Annotated in this window: 22 protein-coding genes; 13 read left to right on the forward strand and 9 right to left on the reverse strand. The window is 68.2% G+C overall.

Annotated elements, in window-relative coordinates:
- The first annotated feature begins 74 nt into the window (after positions 1–74).
- From AAFF32_RS08290 to AAFF32_RS08300, 3 genes are all read left to right on the forward strand, one after another.
- Positions 75–1,634: an efflux RND transporter periplasmic adaptor subunit gene (locus AAFF32_RS08290; RefSeq protein ID WP_342317041.1), complete on the forward strand. Its 1,560-nt coding sequence runs from the start codon at positions 75–77 to the stop codon at positions 1,632–1,634.
- Positions 1,631–2,401: an ABC transporter ATP-binding protein gene (locus AAFF32_RS08295; RefSeq protein WP_216959945.1), complete on the forward strand. Its 771-nt coding sequence runs from the start codon at positions 1,631–1,633 to the stop codon at positions 2,399–2,401. Before AAFF32_RS08290 ends, AAFF32_RS08295 begins: the two co-directional genes overlap by 4 nt.
- A 61-nt stretch (positions 2,402–2,462) precedes the next feature.
- Positions 2,463–3,698 carry an ABC transporter permease gene (locus AAFF32_RS08300; protein ID WP_342317042.1) on the forward strand — a complete coding sequence of 412 codons (1,236 nt, stop codon included), beginning with the start codon at positions 2,463–2,465 and terminating at the stop codon, positions 3,696–3,698.
- Positions 3,699–3,708: 10 nt separating this feature from the next.
- Here the strand turns inward: AAFF32_RS08300 and AAFF32_RS08305 are convergent, their stop codons facing one another.
- Positions 3,709–4,035 (reverse strand): hypothetical protein, encoded by a 327-nt coding sequence (locus tag AAFF32_RS08305; RefSeq protein ID WP_216959940.1) that lies wholly within the window; start codon positions 4,033–4,035, stop codon positions 3,709–3,711.
- Between the two features lie 204 nt (positions 4,036–4,239).
- Here AAFF32_RS08305 and AAFF32_RS08310 point away from each other — a divergent pair, with 204 nt between their 5' ends.
- On the forward strand, positions 4,240–5,262 hold the full coding sequence (locus AAFF32_RS08310) for an isoaspartyl peptidase/L-asparaginase (protein ID WP_342317043.1): 1,023 nt from the start codon (positions 4,240–4,242) through the stop codon (positions 5,260–5,262).
- Positions 5,263–5,470: 208 nt separating this feature from the next.
- On the opposite strand, the gene AAFF32_RS08315 is transcribed toward AAFF32_RS08310, so the two are convergent.
- A complete protein-coding gene (locus tag AAFF32_RS08315) occupies positions 5,471–5,947 on the reverse strand; it encodes a VOC family protein (RefSeq protein WP_216959934.1) in 477 nt (158 codons plus the stop codon).
- Positions 5,948–5,997: 50 nt separating this feature from the next.
- Entirely contained in the window at positions 5,998–6,300 is a 303-nt protein-coding gene (locus tag AAFF32_RS08320; protein ID WP_216959931.1) for an antibiotic biosynthesis monooxygenase, read from the reverse strand.
- Between the two features lie 298 nt (positions 6,301–6,598).
- Between AAFF32_RS08320 and AAFF32_RS08325 the strand changes: the two genes are divergently transcribed.
- The 9 genes from AAFF32_RS08325 (at position 6,599) to AAFF32_RS08365 (ending at position 12,951) form a co-directional block, all read left to right on the forward strand.
- Positions 6,599–6,979, forward strand: coding sequence for a diacylglycerol kinase (locus AAFF32_RS08325; protein ID WP_216959928.1), 381 nt, complete (start codon positions 6,599–6,601; stop codon positions 6,977–6,979).
- 17 nt (positions 6,980–6,996) lie between these two features.
- Positions 6,997–7,731 carry a TerC family protein gene (locus tag AAFF32_RS08330; RefSeq protein ID WP_216959925.1) on the forward strand — a complete coding sequence of 245 codons (735 nt, stop codon included), beginning with the start codon at positions 6,997–6,999 and terminating at the stop codon, positions 7,729–7,731.
- Positions 7,732–7,903: 172 nt separating this feature from the next.
- The gene (locus AAFF32_RS08335; protein ID WP_216959922.1) at positions 7,904–8,551 is read left to right on the forward strand and encodes a LemA family protein; all 648 of its coding nucleotides are present in this window, start codon (positions 7,904–7,906) and stop codon (positions 8,549–8,551) included.
- Positions 8,552–8,630: 79 nt separating this feature from the next.
- Positions 8,631–9,491 (forward strand): TPM domain-containing protein, encoded by an 861-nt coding sequence (locus AAFF32_RS08340; RefSeq protein WP_342317255.1) that lies wholly within the window; start codon positions 8,631–8,633, stop codon positions 9,489–9,491.
- Positions 9,492–9,501: 10 nt separating this feature from the next.
- The gene (locus AAFF32_RS08345) at positions 9,502–9,990 is read left to right on the forward strand and encodes a TPM domain-containing protein (protein ID WP_216959918.1); all 489 of its coding nucleotides are present in this window, start codon (positions 9,502–9,504) and stop codon (positions 9,988–9,990) included.
- A gap of 162 nt (positions 9,991–10,152) precedes the next feature.
- Positions 10,153–11,031, forward strand: a complete 879-nt coding sequence (lgt, locus tag AAFF32_RS08350; RefSeq protein ID WP_216959916.1) for a prolipoprotein diacylglyceryl transferase — start codon at positions 10,153–10,155, stop codon at positions 11,029–11,031.
- 12 nt (positions 11,032–11,043) lie between these two features.
- On the forward strand, positions 11,044–11,838 hold the full coding sequence (locus tag AAFF32_RS08355; RefSeq protein ID WP_342317044.1) for a thymidylate synthase: 795 nt from the start codon (positions 11,044–11,046) through the stop codon (positions 11,836–11,838).
- Between the two features lie 16 nt (positions 11,839–11,854).
- Positions 11,855–12,457 carry a hypothetical protein gene (locus AAFF32_RS08360; RefSeq protein WP_342317045.1) on the forward strand — a complete coding sequence of 201 codons (603 nt, stop codon included), beginning with the start codon at positions 11,855–11,857 and terminating at the stop codon, positions 12,455–12,457.
- The gene (locus AAFF32_RS08365) at positions 12,457–12,951 is read left to right on the forward strand and encodes a dihydrofolate reductase (protein ID WP_342317256.1); all 495 of its coding nucleotides are present in this window, start codon (positions 12,457–12,459) and stop codon (positions 12,949–12,951) included. Before AAFF32_RS08360 ends, AAFF32_RS08365 begins: the two co-directional genes overlap by 1 nt.
- Before the next feature lie 13 nt (positions 12,952–12,964).
- On the opposite strand, the gene AAFF32_RS08370 is transcribed toward AAFF32_RS08365, so the two are convergent.
- The 6 genes from AAFF32_RS08370 to lptD all read right to left on the reverse strand — a co-directional run bounded on the left by AAFF32_RS08370 (position 12,965) and on the right by lptD (position 20,102).
- Entirely contained in the window at positions 12,965–13,966 is a 1,002-nt protein-coding gene (locus AAFF32_RS08370; protein ID WP_216959906.1) for a symmetrical bis(5'-nucleosyl)-tetraphosphatase, read from the reverse strand.
- A 10-nt stretch (positions 13,967–13,976) separates the two neighbouring features.
- On the reverse strand, positions 13,977–14,360 hold the full coding sequence (apaG, locus tag AAFF32_RS08375) for a Co2+/Mg2+ efflux protein ApaG (protein WP_216959902.1): 384 nt from the start codon (positions 14,358–14,360) through the stop codon (positions 13,977–13,979).
- Between the two features lie 74 nt (positions 14,361–14,434).
- Positions 14,435–15,259 (reverse strand): 16S rRNA (adenine(1518)-N(6)/adenine(1519)-N(6))-dimethyltransferase RsmA, encoded by an 825-nt coding sequence (gene rsmA / locus AAFF32_RS08380; RefSeq protein WP_342317046.1) that lies wholly within the window; start codon positions 15,257–15,259, stop codon positions 14,435–14,437.
- Between the two features lie 7 nt (positions 15,260–15,266).
- Positions 15,267–16,247, reverse strand: a complete 981-nt coding sequence (gene pdxA / locus AAFF32_RS08385) for a 4-hydroxythreonine-4-phosphate dehydrogenase PdxA (RefSeq protein WP_342317047.1) — start codon at positions 16,245–16,247, stop codon at positions 15,267–15,269.
- 7 nt (positions 16,248–16,254) lie between these two features.
- Complete coding sequence (locus AAFF32_RS08390; RefSeq protein ID WP_216959894.1) at positions 16,255–17,625, reverse strand: peptidylprolyl isomerase; 1,371 nt, start codon at positions 17,623–17,625, stop codon at positions 16,255–16,257.
- A complete protein-coding gene (gene lptD / locus AAFF32_RS08395; RefSeq protein ID WP_342317048.1) occupies positions 17,622–20,102 on the reverse strand; it encodes an LPS assembly protein LptD in 2,481 nt (826 codons plus the stop codon). The genes AAFF32_RS08390 and lptD overlap by 4 nt, the downstream gene beginning before the upstream one ends.
- Between the last annotated feature and the right edge of the window lie 73 nt (positions 20,103–20,175).

Here is a 20,175-nt window from a genome sequence, read left to right on the forward strand (position 1 = left end):
CGAATCGGCGCCGCGGTTGTCAACGCAGGCGCCCCCGGTGCGTTTGCGCCGGCAGAACCCTTGAAGCGAGCCTCATGAGCGCAGCCCGCCCGTCGTCCCGCAACGCCCGCAAGCCCACGCCCTGGATCCGCCATGGCATCGCCGCCGCCGTGGTGCTCGCCCTCGTGGCGGGCGGCGTCTATCTCTATCGCCAGCGCGGCGCGGAAGCCTCCGCCGGGGCCTATCGCACCGTGCCGGTGGAACGCGGCGACATCCGCGTCGCGATCTCCTCCACCGGCACGCTCAGCGCGATCTCCACCGTCACCGTCGGCAGCCAGGTGTCCGGTCAGGTCACCGACGTACTGGTGGACTACAACGACGAGGTGAAGAAGGGCCAGATCATCGCCCGCATCGACCCGAAGACCTACGAGGCACAGATCGCCCAGGGCAACGCGCAGATCGCAAGCGCGCACGCCTCGCTCAACCAGGCGCAGGCGACGCTGCTCAACGCCGAGCTGGACTACAAGCGCAAGGCAGACCTCGGCGCGCGCCAGCTGGTCGCGCGCAGCGATGTCGACCTGGCGAAGGCCACGCTTGACCAGGCCCGCGCACAGGTCAACGCGGCGCAGGCCTCGATCCGCCAGCAGACCGCGTCCACGCAGACCACGCAGGTGAACCTGGATCGCACCGTGATCCGCTCGCCGGTGGACGGCGTGGTGCTCACGCGCAGCATCGAGCCCGGCCAGACGGTCGCGGCCAGCCTGCAGGCGCCGGAGTTGTTCACCATCGCCGAGGATCTGGCGAAGATGAAGATCGAGCTGGCGGTGGACGAGGCCGACATCGGCCAGGTCAAGGCCGGGCAGAACGTCTCCTTCACCGTCGATGCGTTCCCGGACCGCCAGTTCCGCGGCACCGTCGAGCAGGTCCGCCTGTCGGCCACGACGACGAACAACGTGGTGACTTATCCCGTCGTCGTCACCGTCGACAACAGCGACGGCACGCTGCTGCCGGGCCTGACGGTCAACGCCGAAATCGAAGTCAGCCAGCGCGACGACGTGCTGAAGGTCTCCAACGCCGCGCTGCGCTACAAGCCCGCGGATGCCGGCCAGAACGCACCGGGCGCGGCGCCGCAGGCCGGTGGCCCGCGCGGCGGCACGGGCATGCTGGACGATCTGACGCGCACGGCCACCGCGATGAAGTTGAACGCCGACCAGCAGGCGGCCTTCGACACCGCGATCGAGGCCGTCCGCGCACGCCAGGCCGCGCGCCAGGCGCAGGCGACGCAGCAGGGCGGCGGCAACCGCCTGTTCGGCGGCGGTGGTGGTGGTCGCGGCGGTCCGGGCGGCATGGTGGTGATGGGCGGCCCCGGTTCTGGCAACAACCAGGCGCAGATGCGTCAGCGCATGGCCGAGCGCTTCAAGGAAGACTTCGGCACCTTCCGCGCTTCGCTCGACGACGCGCAGAAGAAGCAGTGGGACGCCACGCTGTCGGGCCTGTTCAACGCCAAGCGCGTGCAGCTCTACAAGCTCGACGGCGGCCAGCCCGTTGCGGTGACCGTGCGCCTGGGGCCCAGCGATGGCACCAGCACGGAGATCTCCGGCGGCGGCCTGAAGGCCGGCGACCCGATCGTCACCGGCGAGAAGGCGCGCGAATGAGCGGGACCCGCGACGACGCAATCGGGCGCACGGCGCGCGCGCCGGCGGCGACGCCGGTCATCCTCACCCGTGCGCTGTGCAAGACCTACTCCGCGCACACCGAGGCCGAAGTGCAGGCGCTGCGCGACGTGGACCTGCGCATCGACCGCGGCGAGTTCGTCGCGATCATGGGGCCGTCGGGCTCGGGCAAATCGACCCTGATGAACCTGATCGGCTGCCTGGATACGCCCACCTCGGGCAGCTACGAATGCGACGGCGTGGACGTGTCCACGCTCGACGCCGAGGAACTGGCGACGCTGCGTCTGGACAAGATCGGCTTCGTCTTCCAGGGCTTCAACCTGCTGCCGCGCATGAGCGCGCTGGACAACGTGGCGATGCCGCTGGGCTACGCGCGCGTGCCGCCGCACGAGCGCATCGAGCGTGCGCGCGAGGCGCTGGTCGCGGTGGGCCTGGGCGAGCGCGTCGGCCATCGTCCGAGCGAACTCTCCGGCGGTCAGCAGCAGCGCGTGGCGATCGCGCGCGCGCTGATCAACCGGCCGCCGATCCTGCTCGCCGACGAACCCACCGGCGCGCTCGACAGCAAGACCGGCGAGGAGATCCTCGCGTTGTTCAAGCGGCTGCGCGACGAGGACCACACCGTGGTGCTGATCACCCACGACGCCGACGTGGCCGCGCACGCCGACCGCATCTACGTGATGCGCGATGGCCAGATGCATGAAGAGCCGGGATTCGGGAGTCGGGATTCGGGATTGGGAGAAGCGCCATGACGCTCCTGAGCCCCGCTTTTGCGAATCCCGAATCCCGAATCACGAATCCCGGCCACACACCATGAACTTCTCCGACATCCTGCGCACCGCCATCTACGCGTTGCGCGGCAACTGGATGCGCAGCGCGCTGACTTCGCTGGGCGTGATCATCGGCATCGCGGCGGTGATCGTGATGGTGTCGGTGGGGCAGGGCACGCAGCAGGAAATCGACAAGATGGTCTCCGGACTGGGCTCGCAGCGCCTGGACATCAGCCCCGGCGCGGGCCGCGGCGGTGGCGGCGTGCGCATGAGCTCGGCGAGCTTTTTCACGCTCAACGAGGGCGACGTCGACGCGATCCGCAGCGAGATCCCCGAAGTGCAGTACGTCGCCGGCGCGCTGCGCGGCAACACGCAGGTGGTGTACGCGGAGAACAACGCCTCCACCAGCTGGCAGGGCGTGCAGGCGGACTTCTTCGACATCAACGGTTGGGTGATCGCCAACGGCCAGGGCTTCGATGCGCAGGACTACACCAGCGCAGGCAAGACCGTGATCCTGGGCGAAACGGTGCGGCGCACGTTGTTCGGCGACGAGCCGGGCATCGGTCAGACGATCCGCCTGGGCCGCGTGCCGTTCACCGTGGTCGGCACGCTCAAGCCCAAGGGGCAGGGCGGGTTCGGCCAGGACCAGGACGATGTGGTGATGGTGCCGCTGGAAACCGCGCGCCGCCGCCTGATGGGCGCGATGGGCCTGCCGTCGGGCGCGGTGATGCAGATCGCGCTGACCGTGTCCGACGCGAAGGACCTGTCCTACGCGCAGGGCGAAGTGGAGGGCCTGCTGCGCCAGCGCCATCGCATCAAGCCGGGCGAGGAAGACGACTTCAACGTTCGCAACATTTCCGAGATCGTCGCCACGCGCACGGCGACGACGCGGCTGATGTCGCTGCTGCTCGGCGCGGTGGCGACGATCTCGTTGATCGTCGGCGGCATCGGCATCATGAACATCATGCTCGTCTCGGTGACCGAGCGAATCCGCGAGATCGGCCTGCGCATGGCGGTCGGCGCGGGTCCATCGGACGTGCGCCGGCAGTTCCTCGCCGAGGCGATGTTGCTTTCGCTGGGCGGCGGCGTGCTGGGTATCGTCATTGGCGTGGTGGGCGCGCTGCTGGTCGGGAAGTTCAGCGACCTGCCGGTGGCGCTCAACGGCCAGGTGATCGCGCTGGCCGCCACGTTCTCGATCATGACCGGCCTGTTCTTCGGCTATTACCCGGCGCGCAAGGCTTCGCAGCTGGATCCGATCGAGGCGTTGCGGCAGCAGTAGCCGTTGTGCACTACTTCGAATCGAGCGCCGCCTTGACGAAGAAGGGGTACAGCTGGCCATCGATCCTGCGCAGCAAGTGTGCCGACGAACGCTTGCTGCTTTCCGAATTCTGGAATTCGTAGGCGTCCATATACAAGCGGGCCAGCAGTTCCTCACGCAGGGAATGGCACGACGCCCGAGCCGCAGTGATCGCCTCTTCCGCCAGCGATGTCTTGCGCGCGTACTTGCTGGAGTTTTCGATCATGCATTGGTAGTACGCCCATTCGGGCGCCTCCGGCGGTGGGGGCGTGTAGTCGCCCGCGCCCACGACGAGCAAGGTTACGAGAATGGGATGCATGACTCGGGCTCCTTGGGTGTGGGGGCCGGCGCGCGCGTGGAATGCGCCGTAACCTGAGAGAGGTGTTCGTCTGCGCTTGGCGAAATCACTCGTTGCGCGAAGGCTGCCAGCATCGGGGGTGGCGGTGAGCCGCGGCCATCGGATATGTCTGAAAAGCCTCCTCAGACGCTATTCTCGAGGGCCCTGATCACGGTCTCCGCTCGCATGCGCCTGTTCATCCCGATGCTTGCCCTCATCGCCATGACCTTCAACGCTCACGCCGCCGAATCCTCCGCCACGCCGAAGACGGCGCTGGTCATCCACGGCGGCGCGGGTTTCGTGCCGAAGGACGCGATCAGCGACGAGGAGCGCCGCGCCTACCATGCGGCGTTGAACCGCGCGCTGGACGCCGGCAACGCCGTGCTGCAGCGCGGCGGTTCCGCGCTCGATGCGGTGACCGCCGCTGTCGTGGTGATGGAGGACGCGCCGCAGTTCAACGCCGGCAAGGGCGCGGTGTTCAACGCCAAGGGCGGGCACGAGCTCGACGCTTCGATCATGGAAGGGCACACGCGCCGCGCGGGCGCCGTGGCGGGCGTCACGACAATCAAGAATCCGATCAAGCTCGCGCGCACGGTGATGGAGAAGAGCCCGCACGTGATGCTCGCCGGTGGCGGAGCGGAAGCCTTCGCGGACGCGCATCCGGAGATCGAACGCGTGCCCAACAGCTACTTCGACACCGAAAAGCGTCGCCAGCAGCTGGAGAAGGCGCAGCGCGAGGAAGCCGCCAAGGGCAAGCGCGAGGCGTACAACGGGACGATGGAAGCGCCGACGTATTTCGGCACCGTCGGCGCGGTCGCCCTGGATGCGCAGGGGCACATCGCAGCCGCCACCAGCACCGGTGGCATGACCAACAAGAAGTGGGGCCGCGTGGGCGACGCGCCGATCATCGGCGCGGGTACCTGGGCGGACGACCGCTGCGGCGTGTCGGGCACGGGCTGGGGCGAGTTCTACATCCGCAACGCGGTCGCGCACGACATCTGCGCGCGCATGGCGTATCGCGGCGATTCGCTCGAGGTCGCCGCGAACGAGGTGGTGAACAAGGTCGTGCCCGCCGCGGGCGGCGATGGCGGCGCGATCGCGCTGGACAAGGACGGCAACATCGCGATGCCGTTCAACAGCGGCAGCATGTTCCGCGGGTGGATCAAGCCCGATGGCAGTCGCGGGACGGCGATTCACGAGGGCGAGTGAGGGATACCGTCATCCCGGCGTAGGCCGGCATCACGCCTGCCACCGCATCTCGTCATTCCGGCGGACGCACAGCCGCACTACCCATTTGGCGAACATCGGCAAGCGCGGCGATGCATTACGAGCGGCATCGCCGCCACTTCGTTGCCCCTCACCCCAACCCCTCTCCCGGTGGGAGAGGGGCTTTGCCGGCATCGCAATGGGGGGCGCGCTAGGCGGTCAGCCCCGCCTGCTGCTTCATCCACTCGTCCATGCGCCGCTTGAGTTCCTCCGGCGACACGTCCTCGATGTGCGTCGCCAGGCTCCACTTGTGCCCGAACGGATCCACCACGGTGCCCATGCGGTCGCCCCAGGCCTCGTTGTTGAGCGGGCGGTCGACCTTGGCGCCGGCCTTCACCGCGCGGTCGAACGACGCATCCACGTCCGGCACGTAAATGACGAACGTGGCGGTCGCGCCGCCGCGGTGCTTGGGGCCGTAGGCGTCCATGTCCGGCCATTCGTCCGACAACATCAGCATGGAATTGCCGATGCGGATTTCCGCATGGCCGATCTTGTCGCCCATCGGCAGGCGGAAGATCTCTTCCGCGCCGAGCGCGTCGCGGTAGAAGTCGAGCGCCGCCTTCGCGTCGTCGACAACCAGGTACGGGGTGACGCTGTGGTAACCCTCGGGCGTAGCGGGAACGCTCATCTCGGCCTCCATGGTCGGGGGTGGGCGGCATGCGCCGCCCCGGGGTGGAATCAGTGCGGCAGCTTGCTGGCGAGCAGGTCGACGCGGTCGATCTGCGGGGGGCGCGACAGCAGCTCGTCGGCGCGCTCCATCAACGCCGCGGCGATCGGCCCGTCCAGGTGCGCCTGGCGACCGGCCTCGGTGTCGAAGGTGTCGTAGATGCCGAACGACGTCGGGCCAAAGCGCAGCGCGAACCAGGTCCGCGTTCCGGGCTCGGCTTCGGCGAGCGGCAGGGCGCCGCGCAGGAACCGTTCGAGCTCCTCTTCCTTGCCGGGTTTGGCTTCCAGGCGGGCCAGCAACGCGCAGCGGGACATGGCGAAGCGCTCCGGACGGGCCGCTCAGGCTAGGCCGTGCGTCGCTAACGGGGCGCGAAGAAGCCGCTACGGGGGCATGACAGCGCCCGGCCCCAACCGACGGCCCGGGGCGAGGGCGGGGCTTTGTGGCAAAATCGGCCCCCAGTCGCGGCCCGCCCGCGACCCCTTCACGTCCACGAACGCCTCCATGCCGATCGCAGATCCGACCCAAGCCGTGTGCACGCCGTCCGGGAATCCCCGTCCGGCTTCCGTGGTGCCAGGCCGGGTTCGCGCCCGGTACGCGGCCTGAGTCTCACGCATGGCCGACGAATTCGGACACCTGCCGCGCGGTCCCGCGCGCATCGCCAAAGCCACCATGTGGTCCATGCAGGGCCTGCGCGCCGCATGGCTGCACGAATCCTCCTTCCGCCTGGAGGTCTACCTGTTCGTCATCCTGGCCCCGGTGGGCTGGTGGCTCGGACAGACCCCGGTGGAGCGCGTGCTGATGATCGGCTCGATGCTGCTGGTGTTGAGCGTGGAGCTGCTCAACTCGGCGGTTGAGGCGGTGATCGAACGCTATGGCGCCGAATTCCACGAGATGGCCGGCCGCGCCAAGGACATGGGCTCGGCCGCGGTGTTCGTGGTGATGATGAACGTAGTGCTGACCTGGGGCGCGATCCTGCTGCCCCGACTGATCTGACCAGGTAGGAACCCGAAGTGATTGAGCTGCTGACCGATCCGCATGTGTGGATCACCCTCGTGACCTTGAGCGCGATCGAAATCGTGCTCGGCATCGACAACCTCGTCTTCATCTCCATTGCGGTCAGCAAGCTGCCGTACGCGCAGCGCGAGAAGGCGCGCAAGTTCGGCATCGCGGTGGCGTGCATCACGCGAATCGCGCTGCTGCTGACGCTGGCGTGGCTGGCGGGACTGACCAACGACCTGTTCACCGTGCTCGGCCAGGGCATCTCGGTGCGCGACCTGGTGCTGATCCTGGGCGGCGCGTTCCTGCTGGTGAAGGGCACGATGGAGATCAAGGACCTCATCGTCGGCGAGTCCGAGGAAGAGGACATCCACACCAAGCCCAAGGCGTCGTTCATGGCCGTGATCGCGCAGATCGCGGTGATCGACATCGTGTTCTCGCTGGACTCGGTGATCGCCGCGGTCGGCATGGCCAACCACACGCCGGTGATGGTGGCGGCGATCCTGCTTGCCGTGGCGGTAATGCTGCTGGCCTCCAAGCCGCTGGGCCAGTTCATCGACCACAACCCGACCATCAAGATGCTGGCGCTGGCCTTCATCGTGCTGGTGGGCGTGTACCTGGTCGCCGACGGCTTCGAGCTGCACATCCCGAAGGGCTACATCTACGGCGCGATGGGCTTCTCGGCGCTGGTGGAGTGCCTGAACCTGTGGTCCAAGCGCCGCGCACAGGCACGCCTGCAGCCGGAATAAGCGCGCACCCACCGGTGTCGCCGCGAACGGCCTTCCTCCGGGAAGGCCGTTTTCGTTTGCGCAGGCGCACTAACGCGCCCGTAACGTTCGCGCGGGCGTGCACATCGTCTCCATTGCGCGCCGCACGGTGCAGTGGTGCAATGCCGGCCAACGTCACGGAAGGAGTTCCCCCATGGTCCGTCTGGTGCAAGCGTTCGTGCTGGTCGTTGCGGTCGCGATGTTGAGCGGCTGCGGTTACAACACCATCCAGCAGAAGGATGAAGCGGTGAACGCCGCCTGGTCGCAGGTGCTCAACGTCTACAAGCGCCGCGCCGACCTGGTGCCCAACCTCGTGGCGACCGTGAAGGGCTACGCCAGCCACGAGCAGCAGGTGCTCACGCAGGTCACCGAGGCGCGTTCGCGCGTGGGCAGCATCAACGTCAACGCCAACGATCCGGCGTCGCTGGCGCAGTTCCAGCAGGCGCAGGGCGAATTGCAGAGCGCCATCGGCCGCCTGCTGGTGGTCAGCGAGAACTACCCGCAGCTCAAGGCCGACCAGAACTTCCTGCAATTGCAGGCGCAGCTGGAAGGCACCGAGAACCGCATCACGGTGGAACGCCAGCGTTACATCCAGACGGTGCAGGACTACAACACCTACATCCGCCAGTTCCCGACCAACCTCACCGCGATGGTCTTCGGCTACAAGCCCAAGCCCAACTTCACGGTCGAGAACGCAGCGCAGATCCAGGACGCGCCGAAGGTGGACTTCGGTGCGCCGGCGCAGCCGCCGCAACCGCAGCAGACCCCGCCGCCGCCGCAGCCCGCGCCGTCGAATGGCTGATGCGCGGGCGCGGAGCCGCATCGTGAATGTCCGGCGTGTTTTCTCGGTGCTGCGCGCGCCCGTAGCCGCGCTCGTGCTGATGCTCGCCTGCGCCTTCGCGCAGGCGCAGCAGCTGGCGCCGATTCCGCCGCTGGATTCGCCGGTGATCGACACCACCGGCACGCTCGACGCCGCGACGGAGCAGCAGCTGGAAACGCAGGCGCTCGCGTTGCAGCAGCGCAAGGGCAGCCAGCTGCAGGTGCTGGTGGTGCCGACCACGATGCCGGAGGACATCGCGCAATACTCGGTGCGTGCCTTCGAGCAGTGGAAGATCGGGCGCAAGGGCGTCGACGACGGCGTGCTGCTGGTGGTCGCCAAGGACGACCGGCGCGTGCGCATCGAAGTCGGGTACGGGCTGGAAGGCGCGATTCCCGACGCGACCTCCGCGCGGGTGATCCAGGAATACCTGGTGCCGAAATTCCGCGCGGGCGATTACCGCGGCGGCATCACCGACGCGAGTGCGGCGCTGGTGAAACTGATCGACGGCGAGCCACTGCCGGCGCCGATGGCCGACCACCGCGCCGAACGCCGCGGTGGCGGCAGCGGATGGCTGATCGCGCTGTTCGTGGCGTTCATCGTCGCGCAGGTGGCGCGCGGCATCTTCGGGCGCGCGCCGTCGCTGCTGCGCGGCCTGATCGGCGGCGCGGCCGCGGGCGGCGTGGCGTGGCTGATTTCCTCGGTGCTGGTCGTCGGCGGCATCGGCGCGCTGATCGGTTTCTTCTTCGGCCTGGCCGCGGTGCCGACCGGTCGCTATGCGCGCGATCGCGGTTACGGTGGCTGGGGCGGAGGCGGTTGGGGCGGCGGTGGCTTTGGCGGTGGCGGTGGGGGCTTCGGCGGCGGAGGCGGCTGGGGCGGTGGCGGCGGCATGAGCGGAGGCGGTGGCGCCTCCGGCAGCTGGTGAGGAGCGGGCGATGAGAGTCTTCAAGCACCTGTTCGCCCCCTCGGCCAAGCGCCTGTTCCCCGGCGACAGCCTGCAGCGCATCACGCGGGCCATTGCCGACAGCGAGCTGCTGCACACCGGCGAGATCTGTTTCGCCGTCGAACCGGGCCTGCATCCGCGCGCGGTGCTGTCCGGTGCGCAGGCGCGCGACCGTGCGCACGAGGCCTTCGCCCAACTGCGCGTGTGGGACACGCACGCGAACAATGGCGTCCTGCTGTACCTGCTGCTGGCGGACCACCGGATCGAGATCGTCGCCGACCGTGGCTTCCAGGGGCGCGTCAGCGACGAACAATGGCGCGGCGTGTGCCAGCTGATCGAGGAGCGCCTGCGCGCGGGCGAGGCCGAAGCCGGCGTGCTGGCGGGGGTGGCGGCGATGACCGCCATCCTGGTCGAGCACTTCCCGCGCGAGGACGGCGCGCACGACGTCAACGAGCTGCCGGACCTGCCTTACGTGCTGTGAGGTCGATCAGTCCGTCGAACCCGGGCCTGTGCCAAGGGGGAGGGTGATCGTTACGGAACCGTCTCGGAACGGACGCTGTCGGCGAAGACCCGCCGGCATCTGCGGCAATCCGTCGCCCGTCCGCGTCGGGCACAATACGGCGACGCCTCCGCGAGCCGCCGCATGACCGTTCTGCACCAGATCGACCCGATCGCCTTCCACCTCGGCCCGCTGCAGGTGCACTGGTACGGGATCATGTACCTGCTGGGCTTCGGCACGGCCTGGTGGCTGGGCCGCCTGCGCGTGCGCGCCGGGCGCCTGCCGGGCGTCAACGAGCAGTCCTACGGCGACCTGCTGTTCTACGCGATGCTCGGCGTCGTGCTGGGCGGTCGGCTGGGCTATGTCTTCTTCTATTCCTTCAGCGATCTGTTGAAGGACCCGCTCATGCTGTTCCGCATCTGGGAAGGCGGCATGAGCTTCCACGGCGGCCTGATCGGCGTTGTCGCGGCGGCATGGTGGTGGTCGCATCGCCACAAGCTGCACCTGATGGACACGGTCGATTTCCTCGCACCGCTGGTGCCGCCGGGACTGGGCTTCGGCCGGCTGGGGAACTACATCGGCGGCGAGCTCTGGGGCAAGTACACGCAGGCCGGTTGGGGCGTGATCTTTCCGCGCGCGGAAGCCGAGTTCGCGGGGATGAGCCTGCCGCAGTTGCAGGCACAGTTCGCGACCGGCGCGCTGGACCGCTTCGCGCGCCATCCTTCGCAGCTGTACCAGGCGGCGCTGGAGGGGCTGGTGATGTTTCTCGCCCTGTGGTGGTTCTCGAGCAAGCCGCGACCGCGCTACGCGGTCTCGGGCCTGTTCGCGCTGCTGTACGGCTGCTTCCGGTTCCTGGTGGAGTTCGTCCGCGTGCCCGATGCGCAGATCGGCTACCTCGCCTTCGGCTGGCTGACGATGGGGCAGGTGCTGAGCCTGCCGCTGATTGCGCTGGGCCTGGTCTGGCTGTGGTGGTCGCGTCGCCAGCCGACGCTGGAGCCGCAGCCCTTCGTGCCGGTCAAGTAAGCGGAGATCGCGATGAAGCAATACCTCGACCTGCTGCGCCATGTGCTGGAACACGGCACCGACAAGGCCGACCGCACCGGCACCGGCACGCGCAGCGTATTCGGCTGGCAGATGCGTTTTGATTTGTCCGAAGGCTTCCCGCTGGTCACGACCAAGAAGCTGCACCTGCGCTCGATCGTGCACGAGCTGCTGTGGTTCCTGCAGGGGGAGACCAACATCGCCTACCTGAAGGACAACAAGGTCAGCATCTGGGACGAGTGGGCCGATGCCGACGGCGAACTCGGCCCGGTCTACGGCAAGCAATGGCGCCGCTGGACCGGCAGCGACGGCAGCGAGATCGACCAGATCCGCTGGGTCGTGGAGGAGATCAAGCGCAATCCCGATTCGCGCCGGCTGATCGTCTCGGCCTGGAACGTCGCCGACCTGCCGCACATGGCGCTGATGCCGTGCCACACGATGTTCCAGTTCTACGTGGCCAACGGGAAGCTCAGCTGCCAGCTCTACCAGCGCAGCGGCGACATCTTCCTGGGCGTGCCGTTCAACATCGCCAGCTACGCGCTGCTCACGCAGATGGTGGCGCAGGTGTGCGGGCTGGGCGTGGGCGATTTCGTGCACACGTTGGGCGATGCGCACCTGTACTCGAACCACTTCGACCAGGCGCGCGAACAACTCACGCGCACGCCGCGCGCGCTGCCGCAGCTACGGTTGAATCCGGACGTGAAGGACATCTTCGGCTTCACCTTCGACGACATCGCCATCGAGCATTACGACCCGCTGCCGGCCATCAAGGCGCCGGTGGCGGTGTAACCAAAGGGGAGAGGGGATGAAGACAAGGATGTGGGGAGTGTGGGGATTGCTGGCGTTGGCGGCCGGATCGGCACTCGCGCAGGAAGCGGCGCCCGCTGCTTCGACGCGGACAGGCACGGTGCACGGCATCGTGGGGCAGTTCGACCTGCCTCCGGGGTACGCGCTGGGCAAGGAAGAGGCTCCCACCACGCCGGGCGCGAGCGGGTTCTCCGTGCACCAGATCTTCGTGCTGCACGAGGGCCAGCCCTTCGCGCTGGCGCTGACGCAGCAGTGCGATGCCAACGTGTTCGCCGAGCTCGACAAGAAGGGGCTGGGCAAGGTCGGCAGGATCGGACTGCTGGGTGCGGCCACCGGCTCCATGGACGTGCGCTCGACCGAGACCGTCTCCATCGGTGGCCGCTCCGCCACGCGCTACATGGGGCCCTACAAGCAACGCAAGGATGCAAGCCGGATCGCGTGGGTCATCGAGTACCCGCACGGCACTGCTCAAGTCGCGCTTCTGTATCCGCGCGATTCGCAACTGCACGAGGCGCTGGTTCCGGCCATCGAAGGCATGCAGCTGGCTTGCAGCGATTCGGCTCCCGCGCCGATCGCTGCACTGGAGACGGCAACGCCGTGATCCCGGTCGTCCTCATTGCCGCGCTCGATCGCCATGGCGCCATCGGCCGCGACAACGACCTGCCGTGGCGCCTGCCCGGCGATCTCAAGCGCTTCAAGGCGCTCACGCTCGGCAAACCTGTGCTGATGGGGCGCAAGACGGCGCAGTCGCTCGGCCGCGCATTGCCCGGGCGGCGCAACCTGGTGCTGACGCGCTCGGGCACGGTGCCGTTCGAGGGCATGCAGGCGGTGGCGTCGCTGGACGAGGCGATGCGCCTGGCCGTCGAAGACGGCGCCGAGCAGTTGTGCGTGATCGGCGGCGGCGAAGTCTATGGGCTGTGCCTGCCCGAGGCCACGCACCTGTACCTCACGCACGTCGACACCGTGGTCGACGATGCGCACGCATTCTTTCCCCGCTTCGATGCATCGCAGTGGCGCGTGATCGCGCGAGAGCATCACGACAGCGATGCAAAGCACGCCTTCGCGTTCGAGTTCGTGGATTACGCGCGCGCCTGAGCGGCGCGCGGATTCAATCGTGGTCCTGTTCGACCGGTGCGGTCTGCGCCGGCACGCCTTGCGTCGACGTTTCCGTGCGCGGCTGCGGACGCCCCTGCTGGCGACGCTGACCGTTCTGGTTGTGGTTCTGGCGCGGGCGCTGCGGGCGCTTGTCGTCGGGATGGTAGGGCGGGCGCGGGCGCGGCGGCTGTGCCGGCACGTCGCGACCGGGCACCTGCACCAGGCGCAGCTCGTCGGTGTCCAGCTGCAGCGCCGTCAGCTTGCCGCCCCACACCGCGCCGGTGTCGATGGCGTGCACGCCGTGGCCGATGAACAGCCCCAGCGTGGACCAATGGCCGCAGACGATCTTGAGGTCGCGTTCGGCGCGGCCGGGCACTTCGTACCACGGGTACAGACCGACCGGCTGCGTGCCCGGGCTGCCCTTGTCCTCGAAGGAAATGCGGCCGCGCGGCGTGCAGTAACGCAGGCGCGTGAACACGTTGATGATCGCGCGATGGCGATCGATGCCGGCCAGCTTGGGATGCCATGCCGGCTTGTCGCCGTACATGTTCCTGAGCAAGCGGCGGAACTGGTCGCCGTGCAGGCGCTCTTCCACTTCGCGCGCGAACCGCTCGGCCATCTGCGTGGTCCACTGCGGCGCGAGCGCGGCGTGCACCATCATCCAGCCCAGCTTTCGATCGGCGTGCACGAGCTTCTGCGTGCGCAGCCAGGTCAGCAGTTCGTCGCGGTCCTCGGCCAGCACGATGCGCTGCAGGTCGGGGTTGACCTTGCGCTGCTCGTCCTCGCGCCGCTCGCCGATGGCCAGCAGCGAGAGGTCGTGGTTGCCCAGCACCACCACGCTGTTCGCGCGCAGCGAATGCACGAGCCGCAGCGTCTCCAGCGACTGCCCGCCGCGATTGACGAGGTCGCCGCAGAACCATAGCTGGTCGCGCGCGGGATCGAACGCGATGCGTTCCAGCAGCCGCTGCGTCGCGTCGTAACAGCCCTGCAGGTCGCCGATGGCCCAGATGCTCATGGCGTATCCGTCAGTGCAGCGTGCGGGGCACGGACAGGCTGAAGGCGGGAATCGGCGCCTCGAACGGAGTGCCGTCGTCGCCGACCATCGTGTAACTGCCTTCCATCATGCCGTGCGTGGTTTCCAGCACGGCGCCGGAGGTGTATTCGAAATCATCGCCCGGGCGCAGCCAGGGCTGTTCGCCCACCACGCCTTCGCCTTCGACTTCCTGGACCTTGCCGTTGCCGTCGGTGATAAGCCAGTGACGGCGCGTCAGGCGCGCGGGCACGCTGCCGCTGTTGCGGATGCTGATGGTGTAAGCGAAGACATAGCGGTCCTGGCCCGGCTCGGACTGGTCGTCGAGGTAGCGGGTCGCCACGGAGATGTCGAAGGCGTAGTCGGTACTGCGTTCCATGCGGACAGTTTAGGGCGTGAGGCCCGCGATAGGTCAACGCATTGTGGAGGCGCGATTCGCAGCGCCGCGGTCGTTCACGCGCTGCGTTGGCGCGCCAGCGCATTGGCCAGGCGGACGAAATCGGCGACTTCGATCTGCTCGGCGCGTGCATCCGGGCGTATGCCGGCGGCCTCGATGGCGGCCGAATCGCATTGATTGGACAGCGCGTTGCGCAGCGTCTTGCGCCGCTGGCCGAAGGCGTCGCGAACGACCGCAGAGAACACGGCCGGATCCTCCACGCCGATCGTCTCCGGCTTGCGCGGCACCATCCGCACCACGGCCGAATCTACCTTCGGCGGTGGGCGGAACGCGCCCGGCGGCACGTCGAACAACGGCGTCACGTGGCAGTACGCCTGCAGCATCACGCCCAGTCGGCCGTACACCTTGCTGCCGGGGCCGGCGGCCATGCGATCGACGACTTCCTTCTGCAGCATGAAGTGCATGTCGCGGATCGCCGCCGCGTGGTCCAGCGCATGGAACAGGATCGGCGAGGACAGGTTGTAGGGCAGGTTGCCCACCAGGCGGATCTGGCTGCCTTCGTCGCCGGCGTTGCGTGCCAGCGCGGTGAAGTCGACGGTGAGCACGTCGCGGTGGATCACTTCCAGCGTGCCGTGCGCGCGTGCGGCCTCGGTGAGCGGGAAGATCAGGTCGCGGTCGAACTCGATCACCGTCAGCTCGCGATGACGATCGAGCAGCGGGAAGGTGATCGCGCCCTGGCCGGGGCCGATCTCGACCAGGCGGTCGCCCGGCTTGGGGTCCACGGCCTGGACGATCTTGTCGATGATCCCGCGTTCGTGCAGGAAGTGCTGGCCCAGGTGCTTCTTGGCCGGCTCGCTGAAATGGGGGCTGCGCGTGGTCATGCGGACATCATGCCGGCGTGTGGCGGTTACGGGCGATGCGGGCGCAGGTGTCGGCCGCGGCGAACAGGCTGGACGGGTCGGCCGTGCCCTTGCCGGCCAGGTCCAGCGCCGTGCCATGGTCCACGGCGACGCGCGGGTAGGGCAGGCCCAGGGTGAGGTTCACCGCGTGCTCGAAGCCGCTGTACTTGAGTACCGGCAAGCCCTGGTCGTGGTACATCGCGACCACCGCGTCGAAGCCGCGCAGCTTGGCCGGCAGGAAGGCGGTGTCGGCCGGCAGCGGGCCGACCAGTCGCATGCCGTCGGCGCGCAGCTTTGTCAGCAACGGCTCGATCAGATCGAGCTCCTCGCGCCCCAGATGCCCCGCTTCGCCCGCATGCGGATTGAGGCCGAGCACGGCGATCACCGGCTCGGCGATGCCGAAGTCGCGGCGCAGCGCGTCGTGCGTGATCCGCAGCGTGCGTTCCAGCGCATCGGCGGTGATCGCGTCGGCGACCTCGCGCAGCGGAAGGTGCGTGGTGACCAGCGCGACCCGCACGATGTCGTTGGCGAGCATCATCACGACCTCGCGCCCCGCCTGTTCGGCCAGCAGCTCAGTCGTGCCGGTGTAGGCGATGCCGCCCTCGTTGATCACCGCCTTGTGCACGGGGCCGGTCACGACGCCGGCGTAGCGGCCGTCGAGGCAGCCGCGTGCGGCTTCACGCAGGGCGCGGATCACGGCCTCGGCGTTGCGCGGGTCGGGGCGACCGAAGTCGGGAACGACGGCGTTGGGGATTTCGACCAGCGCCAGCTCGCCCGGCTGCGTCGCCACCGCCCCGGCATCGAGCAGGTGCAGCGGCAACGACAGCGCCTCGGCCGCGGCGCGCAGGGAGCGCGCGTCGGCGAAGGCCGTCAGGGCGTAATCGCGGGGGCGCTGCGCCAGGTGGACGCAGAGCTCGGGACCGACACCCGCCGGCTCGCCCGGCACCAGCGCGAGCCGAACAGGGGTCATGTCCGGATCAGCCGCCGGTGGGCGGGGCCGGGGTGGTGGGCGAGGCCGGTGCGGCGTCGGCGGCCTTGCCGACGCGGACGTCGACGAAGGCTTCGCCGCGCATCTCGCGCAGGAATCGGTTCCACTCGTCTTCCAGCTTGCGGCGGCCGATCGTTTCCTGGACCTGGGCGCGGCGGTTGCGGTCGCCCACGTCGGATTCGCGCGTGCCTTCCAGCTTGATCAGGTGGTAACCGGCCTGGGTGCGGATCGGTGCGGACACCTGGCCGGCCTGGAGGCCAGCGACGGCATTGCCGAACTCGGGGCCGAAATCGTCGCGGGTGAACCAGCCCAGCTCACCGCCCTTGGCGGCGGAGCTCTGGTCCTGCGAGTTTTCCTGCGCCAGCAGGGCGAAGTCGGCGCCGCCCATCAGGCGGGCCTGCAGGGTCTGGGCCTGGGCCTTGGCCTTGGCGTCGTCGACCGAGTCGCTGACGCGGATCAGGATGTGGCGCGCCTGGTACTGGGTGACCAGGTTCGGACCGGCCTGCGACGCGTCGCGGACTTCGACCAGCTTGAGCAGCTGGAAACCGCTCGGGCCGCGGATCGGCTGGGTCACGTCGCCCGGCTGCATGTTGCGCATGAGCGTGGCGAAGGCGTTGGGGATCTCGTCCATGCTGCGCCAGCCCAGGTCGCCGCCTTCCAGCGCGTTGGGGCTGTCGGAGTAGCGGACCGCGGCGGCGGAGAAATCCATCTCGCCCTTGTCGATCAGGGACTTCACGCCCTCGACCTTCTTCTGGGCGACGGCGATCTGCTCGGCCGTGGCCCCCTCGGGCAGGGCGACGAGAATATGGGCCAGGTGGAACTGGCTGCCCGCGTTGGCCTGGGCCGCCATGGCGGCGTCGACCTCGGCCTCGCTGACCGACACGCGGCTCTGCGCGAAACGCTGGCGCAGGCGCTGGATCAGCAACTCATCGCGGATCGAGCTGCGGAAATCGTTGTAGGGCGTGCCCTCGCGGGCCAGCTGCTGGCGCAGCTGCTCGGGCGTCACACGGTTCTGCTGGGCGATGCCGGCGATGGCCTGGTCGACCTCCTGATCGGTCACGCGCACGCCGGTGCCCTGGGCACGGGCGACCTGCAGCTTGACCAGCACCAGGCGTTCCAGCACCTGACGCTGCAGCACGTCACGAGGCGGAAGCTGGTTCTCGCGTCCTGCGTACTGGGCCAGGATGTTGTTCACCGCGCGATCCAGCTCGGTCTTGAGGATCACGTCCTCATCCACGATGGCGGCGATGCCGTCGATGGGCTGGACGGAGGTCGCGGTCTGGGCCAGGGCGGTCGCCACCGGCAGGGCGGTCGTGGACAGCACCGCGACGGCAAGGGCGGACGCGAGTAGTTTCTTCATAGGGTCGGGTCGGGGGTGGTTTCGACTTGGCCGCCGCCGTTGTTCAGGCGTTGCGTCGAGGTGGGCGGCACGAGATACAGGTCGTCGCGGTCGTACCCGAGGATACCACGGCGCAAAGCCCGCTCCGTGTTCTGGCCGGCGGAGCCCAGGCCCTTCAGCTCGAATTCGAACATGATCCGGGTGTCCAGTTCGCTGTCTCGGTTGCGGATGTAGCGCCGGCCGACAAGACGCGCGGCCAGGCAGCAGCTTTCCCATTGGACACCGGCGATGGTCTCCAGTTCCTTCCGGTCCAGGATCGAGTAGTAGTACCGGCCGACCAGACTCCACGTCTCATTGATCGGGTACAGGAAGGAGAAGTCGGCCTGCTCCAGCTGATCCCTGGAACTCGGCGGGTCGATCCCCTCGCGGAAGGCCGCATTCCGACGGTAGCGATAGCCCACGTTGACGATGCCGCCGCGGGGGAACAGGTAGCGCACGCGTGCGCTGACGAAGTCTTCGCCGCGGTACTTCGGGTTCCAGATGTAGGTCGCGCCCAGGTTCCAGCGATCGTTCGGCGTGACGCTGGCATCGGCCACCCAGGCCGACTTGCCCGATTCGATGGTGGCCTGATTCGGCAGCGTGACGCGGCTGTCGTCGAAGTATTGGATCTGGCCGATGCTGGCCGCCAGGCGTTCGCGGCCGTCTTCTTCGCTGATGAAGCGCGTGGTCAGCGCCGCCGTCAGCTGGTTGGCGTCCATCTGCCGGTCCGCGCCGGTGTAACGGTTGTCGCGGAACAGCTGGCCCCAGCTGAAGGTCATCGAGCCGGTGTCGAAGACCGGGAAGTTGTCCTGGTTCCGGTACGGAATATTGAGGTAGTACAGGCGCGGCTCCAGCGTATGCAGGTAGCTGGTGCCGCGGAACTCCGTGTTGCGGTCGAAGTACATGCCGGCGTCGACCGAGGTGATCGGCAGGCTGCGCGTGAGGTTGCGGTCGGAAAACTGTTGGACCAACTCGGGCGTGGGCGGGGCGTTGGAACCCAGGACGCGCTGCGAGTATTCGGTAGCGCGGTCGACGGCACTGCCCTCGAGCTGGTATGCCGTATAGCGCCAGGCCAGCTTGGGCCGGATGTACCAGCTGGCGCCTTCCAGTGGCAGGGATACAAACGGCTTCACGTCCAGGCGGTTGCCGCCGAGGAACTCAGTGTGCGCAAAGCGCACGCCCTCGGCATCCACGCCCGCCTGCAACCAGGGCATGACCGGCTGCGCCCAGCTGAGGGAGGCGCGCGGCAGTCGATCGAACGGGAGGTTGAAGTCGCTGAGCGTGTAGTCGGCGAGCTGGTAATGGTCGGCCATCACCGACGCGCTCCAGTAGCGCCCGCGGCCATACACGCCGGCGTCGCTGCGGATCGAATACATCGAGATGCCGTACAGGCTGCTGCTGAAATCCTCGAAGTAATGGGTGTCGCTCACCCAGCCCAGGTTCGTGCTGGCATACCAGGCGCTGTTGATGTTGTGCGTGGCATACAGCGCGAACTGGCCGCGGTTCTTGTCCGGCAGGCTCGAGGAAGGATTGCCGAATTCCGGATTGAGGTAGCGGTCCGGCTCGTTGCGGGGCAGGTCGTCGCTCGGCATCCAGTTGCCGTAGACCTCGCCTTTGCCCTTCTCGTACAGCCAGCGGAACTCTGCGCCGATCAGCCCGCCGCGGTCGCTCATCCAGCGCGGGTAGAGCGTGGCATCGTAGTTCGGCGCCAGGTTGAGGTAGACCGGCTGCCGGTAGTCGAAGCCGTTGCGTCCGGACAGGGCCAACTGCGGATAGAGCAGGCCGGTGCGACGACGATCGTCGATCGGGAACGTAAACCAGGGCACGTACAGCACCGGCACCCGGCCGATGCGCACAGTGGCGTTCTTCGCCACGCCCATGCCTTCGGCGGTGTCGAGATCGATCTGGTTGGCGCGCAGTTCCCACGCGCGCTGGTTCGGCGCGCAGGTGGAATAGGTGGAGCCGATGAGGTGGCCCCTGGGTCCGTCGAGTTCGATGCGGTCCGCGCCGCCGTTGCCGCGCCGCTCGGTGAGCTGGTACTGCACGTTCTCGATGCGGTGCTGGTCGGCGTTCTGGTCGCCCTCGGCGCGGTCGGCCAGGATGCGCATGCCGCTGTCCTGGTAGCGCACGTTGCCGATGGCGCTGTACTTGCCGGTTTCGGCGTTGTAGCTGAGCTTGTCGGTGCCGAGGAACTGGTCGCCACGGTTCAGGCGGACATTGTCCTGGACGACGATGTCCTGCTCGCTGCCGGCACGTTCGAGCTGGCCGCCGTCGATGTCGGTGGGTTCGGTGGAACGGCTGGCGATGCCGCCCATGGGCGCGGGCGCGTCCTCGAACCGGGGCACGGCATCGATGATCGGGCACAGATACCAGTCCTCCTCGTCGCCGTCGGCGGCGTGCGCCGGCAGGGCCAGCGCGATGCACAGCGACAACGGAAGCAGTCGGAGGGTTGGGCGCACTCGGGGGACCGTGATCGTCTGCGTTCAGGAAAAACGGGTCGCTAGATTGCCGTATCCCTTGCGAGGGGGCAAC

The sequence above is a fragment of the Lysobacter sp. FW306-1B-D06B genome (assembly GCF_038446665.1).
Taxonomy (GTDB): domain Bacteria; phylum Pseudomonadota; class Gammaproteobacteria; order Xanthomonadales; family Xanthomonadaceae; genus Lysobacter_J.

Bases quoted from the DNA above. Each gene is read 5' to 3' on its own strand.
- AAFF32_RS08290 (WP_342317041.1), top strand. From the start codon at position 75: ATGAGCGCAGCCCGCCCGTCGTCCCGCAACGCCCGCAAGCCCACGCCC.
- AAFF32_RS08295 (WP_216959945.1), top strand. From the start codon at position 1,631: ATGAGCGGGACCCGCGACGACGCAATCGGGCGCACGGCGCGCGCGCCG.
- AAFF32_RS08300 (WP_342317042.1), top strand. From the start codon at position 2,463: ATGAACTTCTCCGACATCCTGCGCACCGCCATCTACGCGTTGCGCGGC.
- AAFF32_RS08305 (WP_216959940.1), bottom strand. From the start codon at position 4,035: ATGCATCCCATTCTCGTAACCTTGCTCGTCGTGGGCGCGGGCGACTAC.
- AAFF32_RS08310 (WP_342317043.1), top strand. From the start codon at position 4,240: ATGCGCCTGTTCATCCCGATGCTTGCCCTCATCGCCATGACCTTCAAC.
- AAFF32_RS08315 (WP_216959934.1), bottom strand. From the start codon at position 5,947: ATGAGCGTTCCCGCTACGCCCGAGGGTTACCACAGCGTCACCCCGTAC.
- AAFF32_RS08320 (WP_216959931.1), bottom strand. From the start codon at position 6,300: ATGTCCCGCTGCGCGTTGCTGGCCCGCCTGGAAGCCAAACCCGGCAAG.
- AAFF32_RS08325 (WP_216959928.1), top strand. From the start codon at position 6,599: ATGGCCGACGAATTCGGACACCTGCCGCGCGGTCCCGCGCGCATCGCC.
- AAFF32_RS08335 (WP_216959922.1), top strand. From the start codon at position 7,904: ATGGTCCGTCTGGTGCAAGCGTTCGTGCTGGTCGTTGCGGTCGCGATG.
- AAFF32_RS08340 (WP_342317255.1), top strand. From the start codon at position 8,631: ATGCTCGCCTGCGCCTTCGCGCAGGCGCAGCAGCTGGCGCCGATTCCG.
- AAFF32_RS08345 (WP_216959918.1), top strand. From the start codon at position 9,502: ATGAGAGTCTTCAAGCACCTGTTCGCCCCCTCGGCCAAGCGCCTGTTC.
- lgt (WP_216959916.1), top strand. From the start codon at position 10,153: ATGACCGTTCTGCACCAGATCGACCCGATCGCCTTCCACCTCGGCCCG.
- AAFF32_RS08355 (WP_342317044.1), top strand. From the start codon at position 11,044: ATGAAGCAATACCTCGACCTGCTGCGCCATGTGCTGGAACACGGCACC.
- AAFF32_RS08360 (WP_342317045.1), top strand. From the start codon at position 11,855: ATGAAGACAAGGATGTGGGGAGTGTGGGGATTGCTGGCGTTGGCGGCC.
- AAFF32_RS08370 (WP_216959906.1), bottom strand. From the start codon at position 13,966: ATGAGCATCTGGGCCATCGGCGACCTGCAGGGCTGTTACGACGCGACG.
- apaG (WP_216959902.1), bottom strand. From the start codon at position 14,360: ATGGAACGCAGTACCGACTACGCCTTCGACATCTCCGTGGCGACCCGC.
- rsmA (WP_342317046.1), bottom strand. From the start codon at position 15,259: ATGACCACGCGCAGCCCCCATTTCAGCGAGCCGGCCAAGAAGCACCTG.
- pdxA (WP_342317047.1), bottom strand. From the start codon at position 16,247: ATGACCCCTGTTCGGCTCGCGCTGGTGCCGGGCGAGCCGGCGGGTGTC.
- AAFF32_RS08390 (WP_216959894.1), bottom strand. From the start codon at position 17,625: ATGAAGAAACTACTCGCGTCCGCCCTTGCCGTCGCGGTGCTGTCCACG.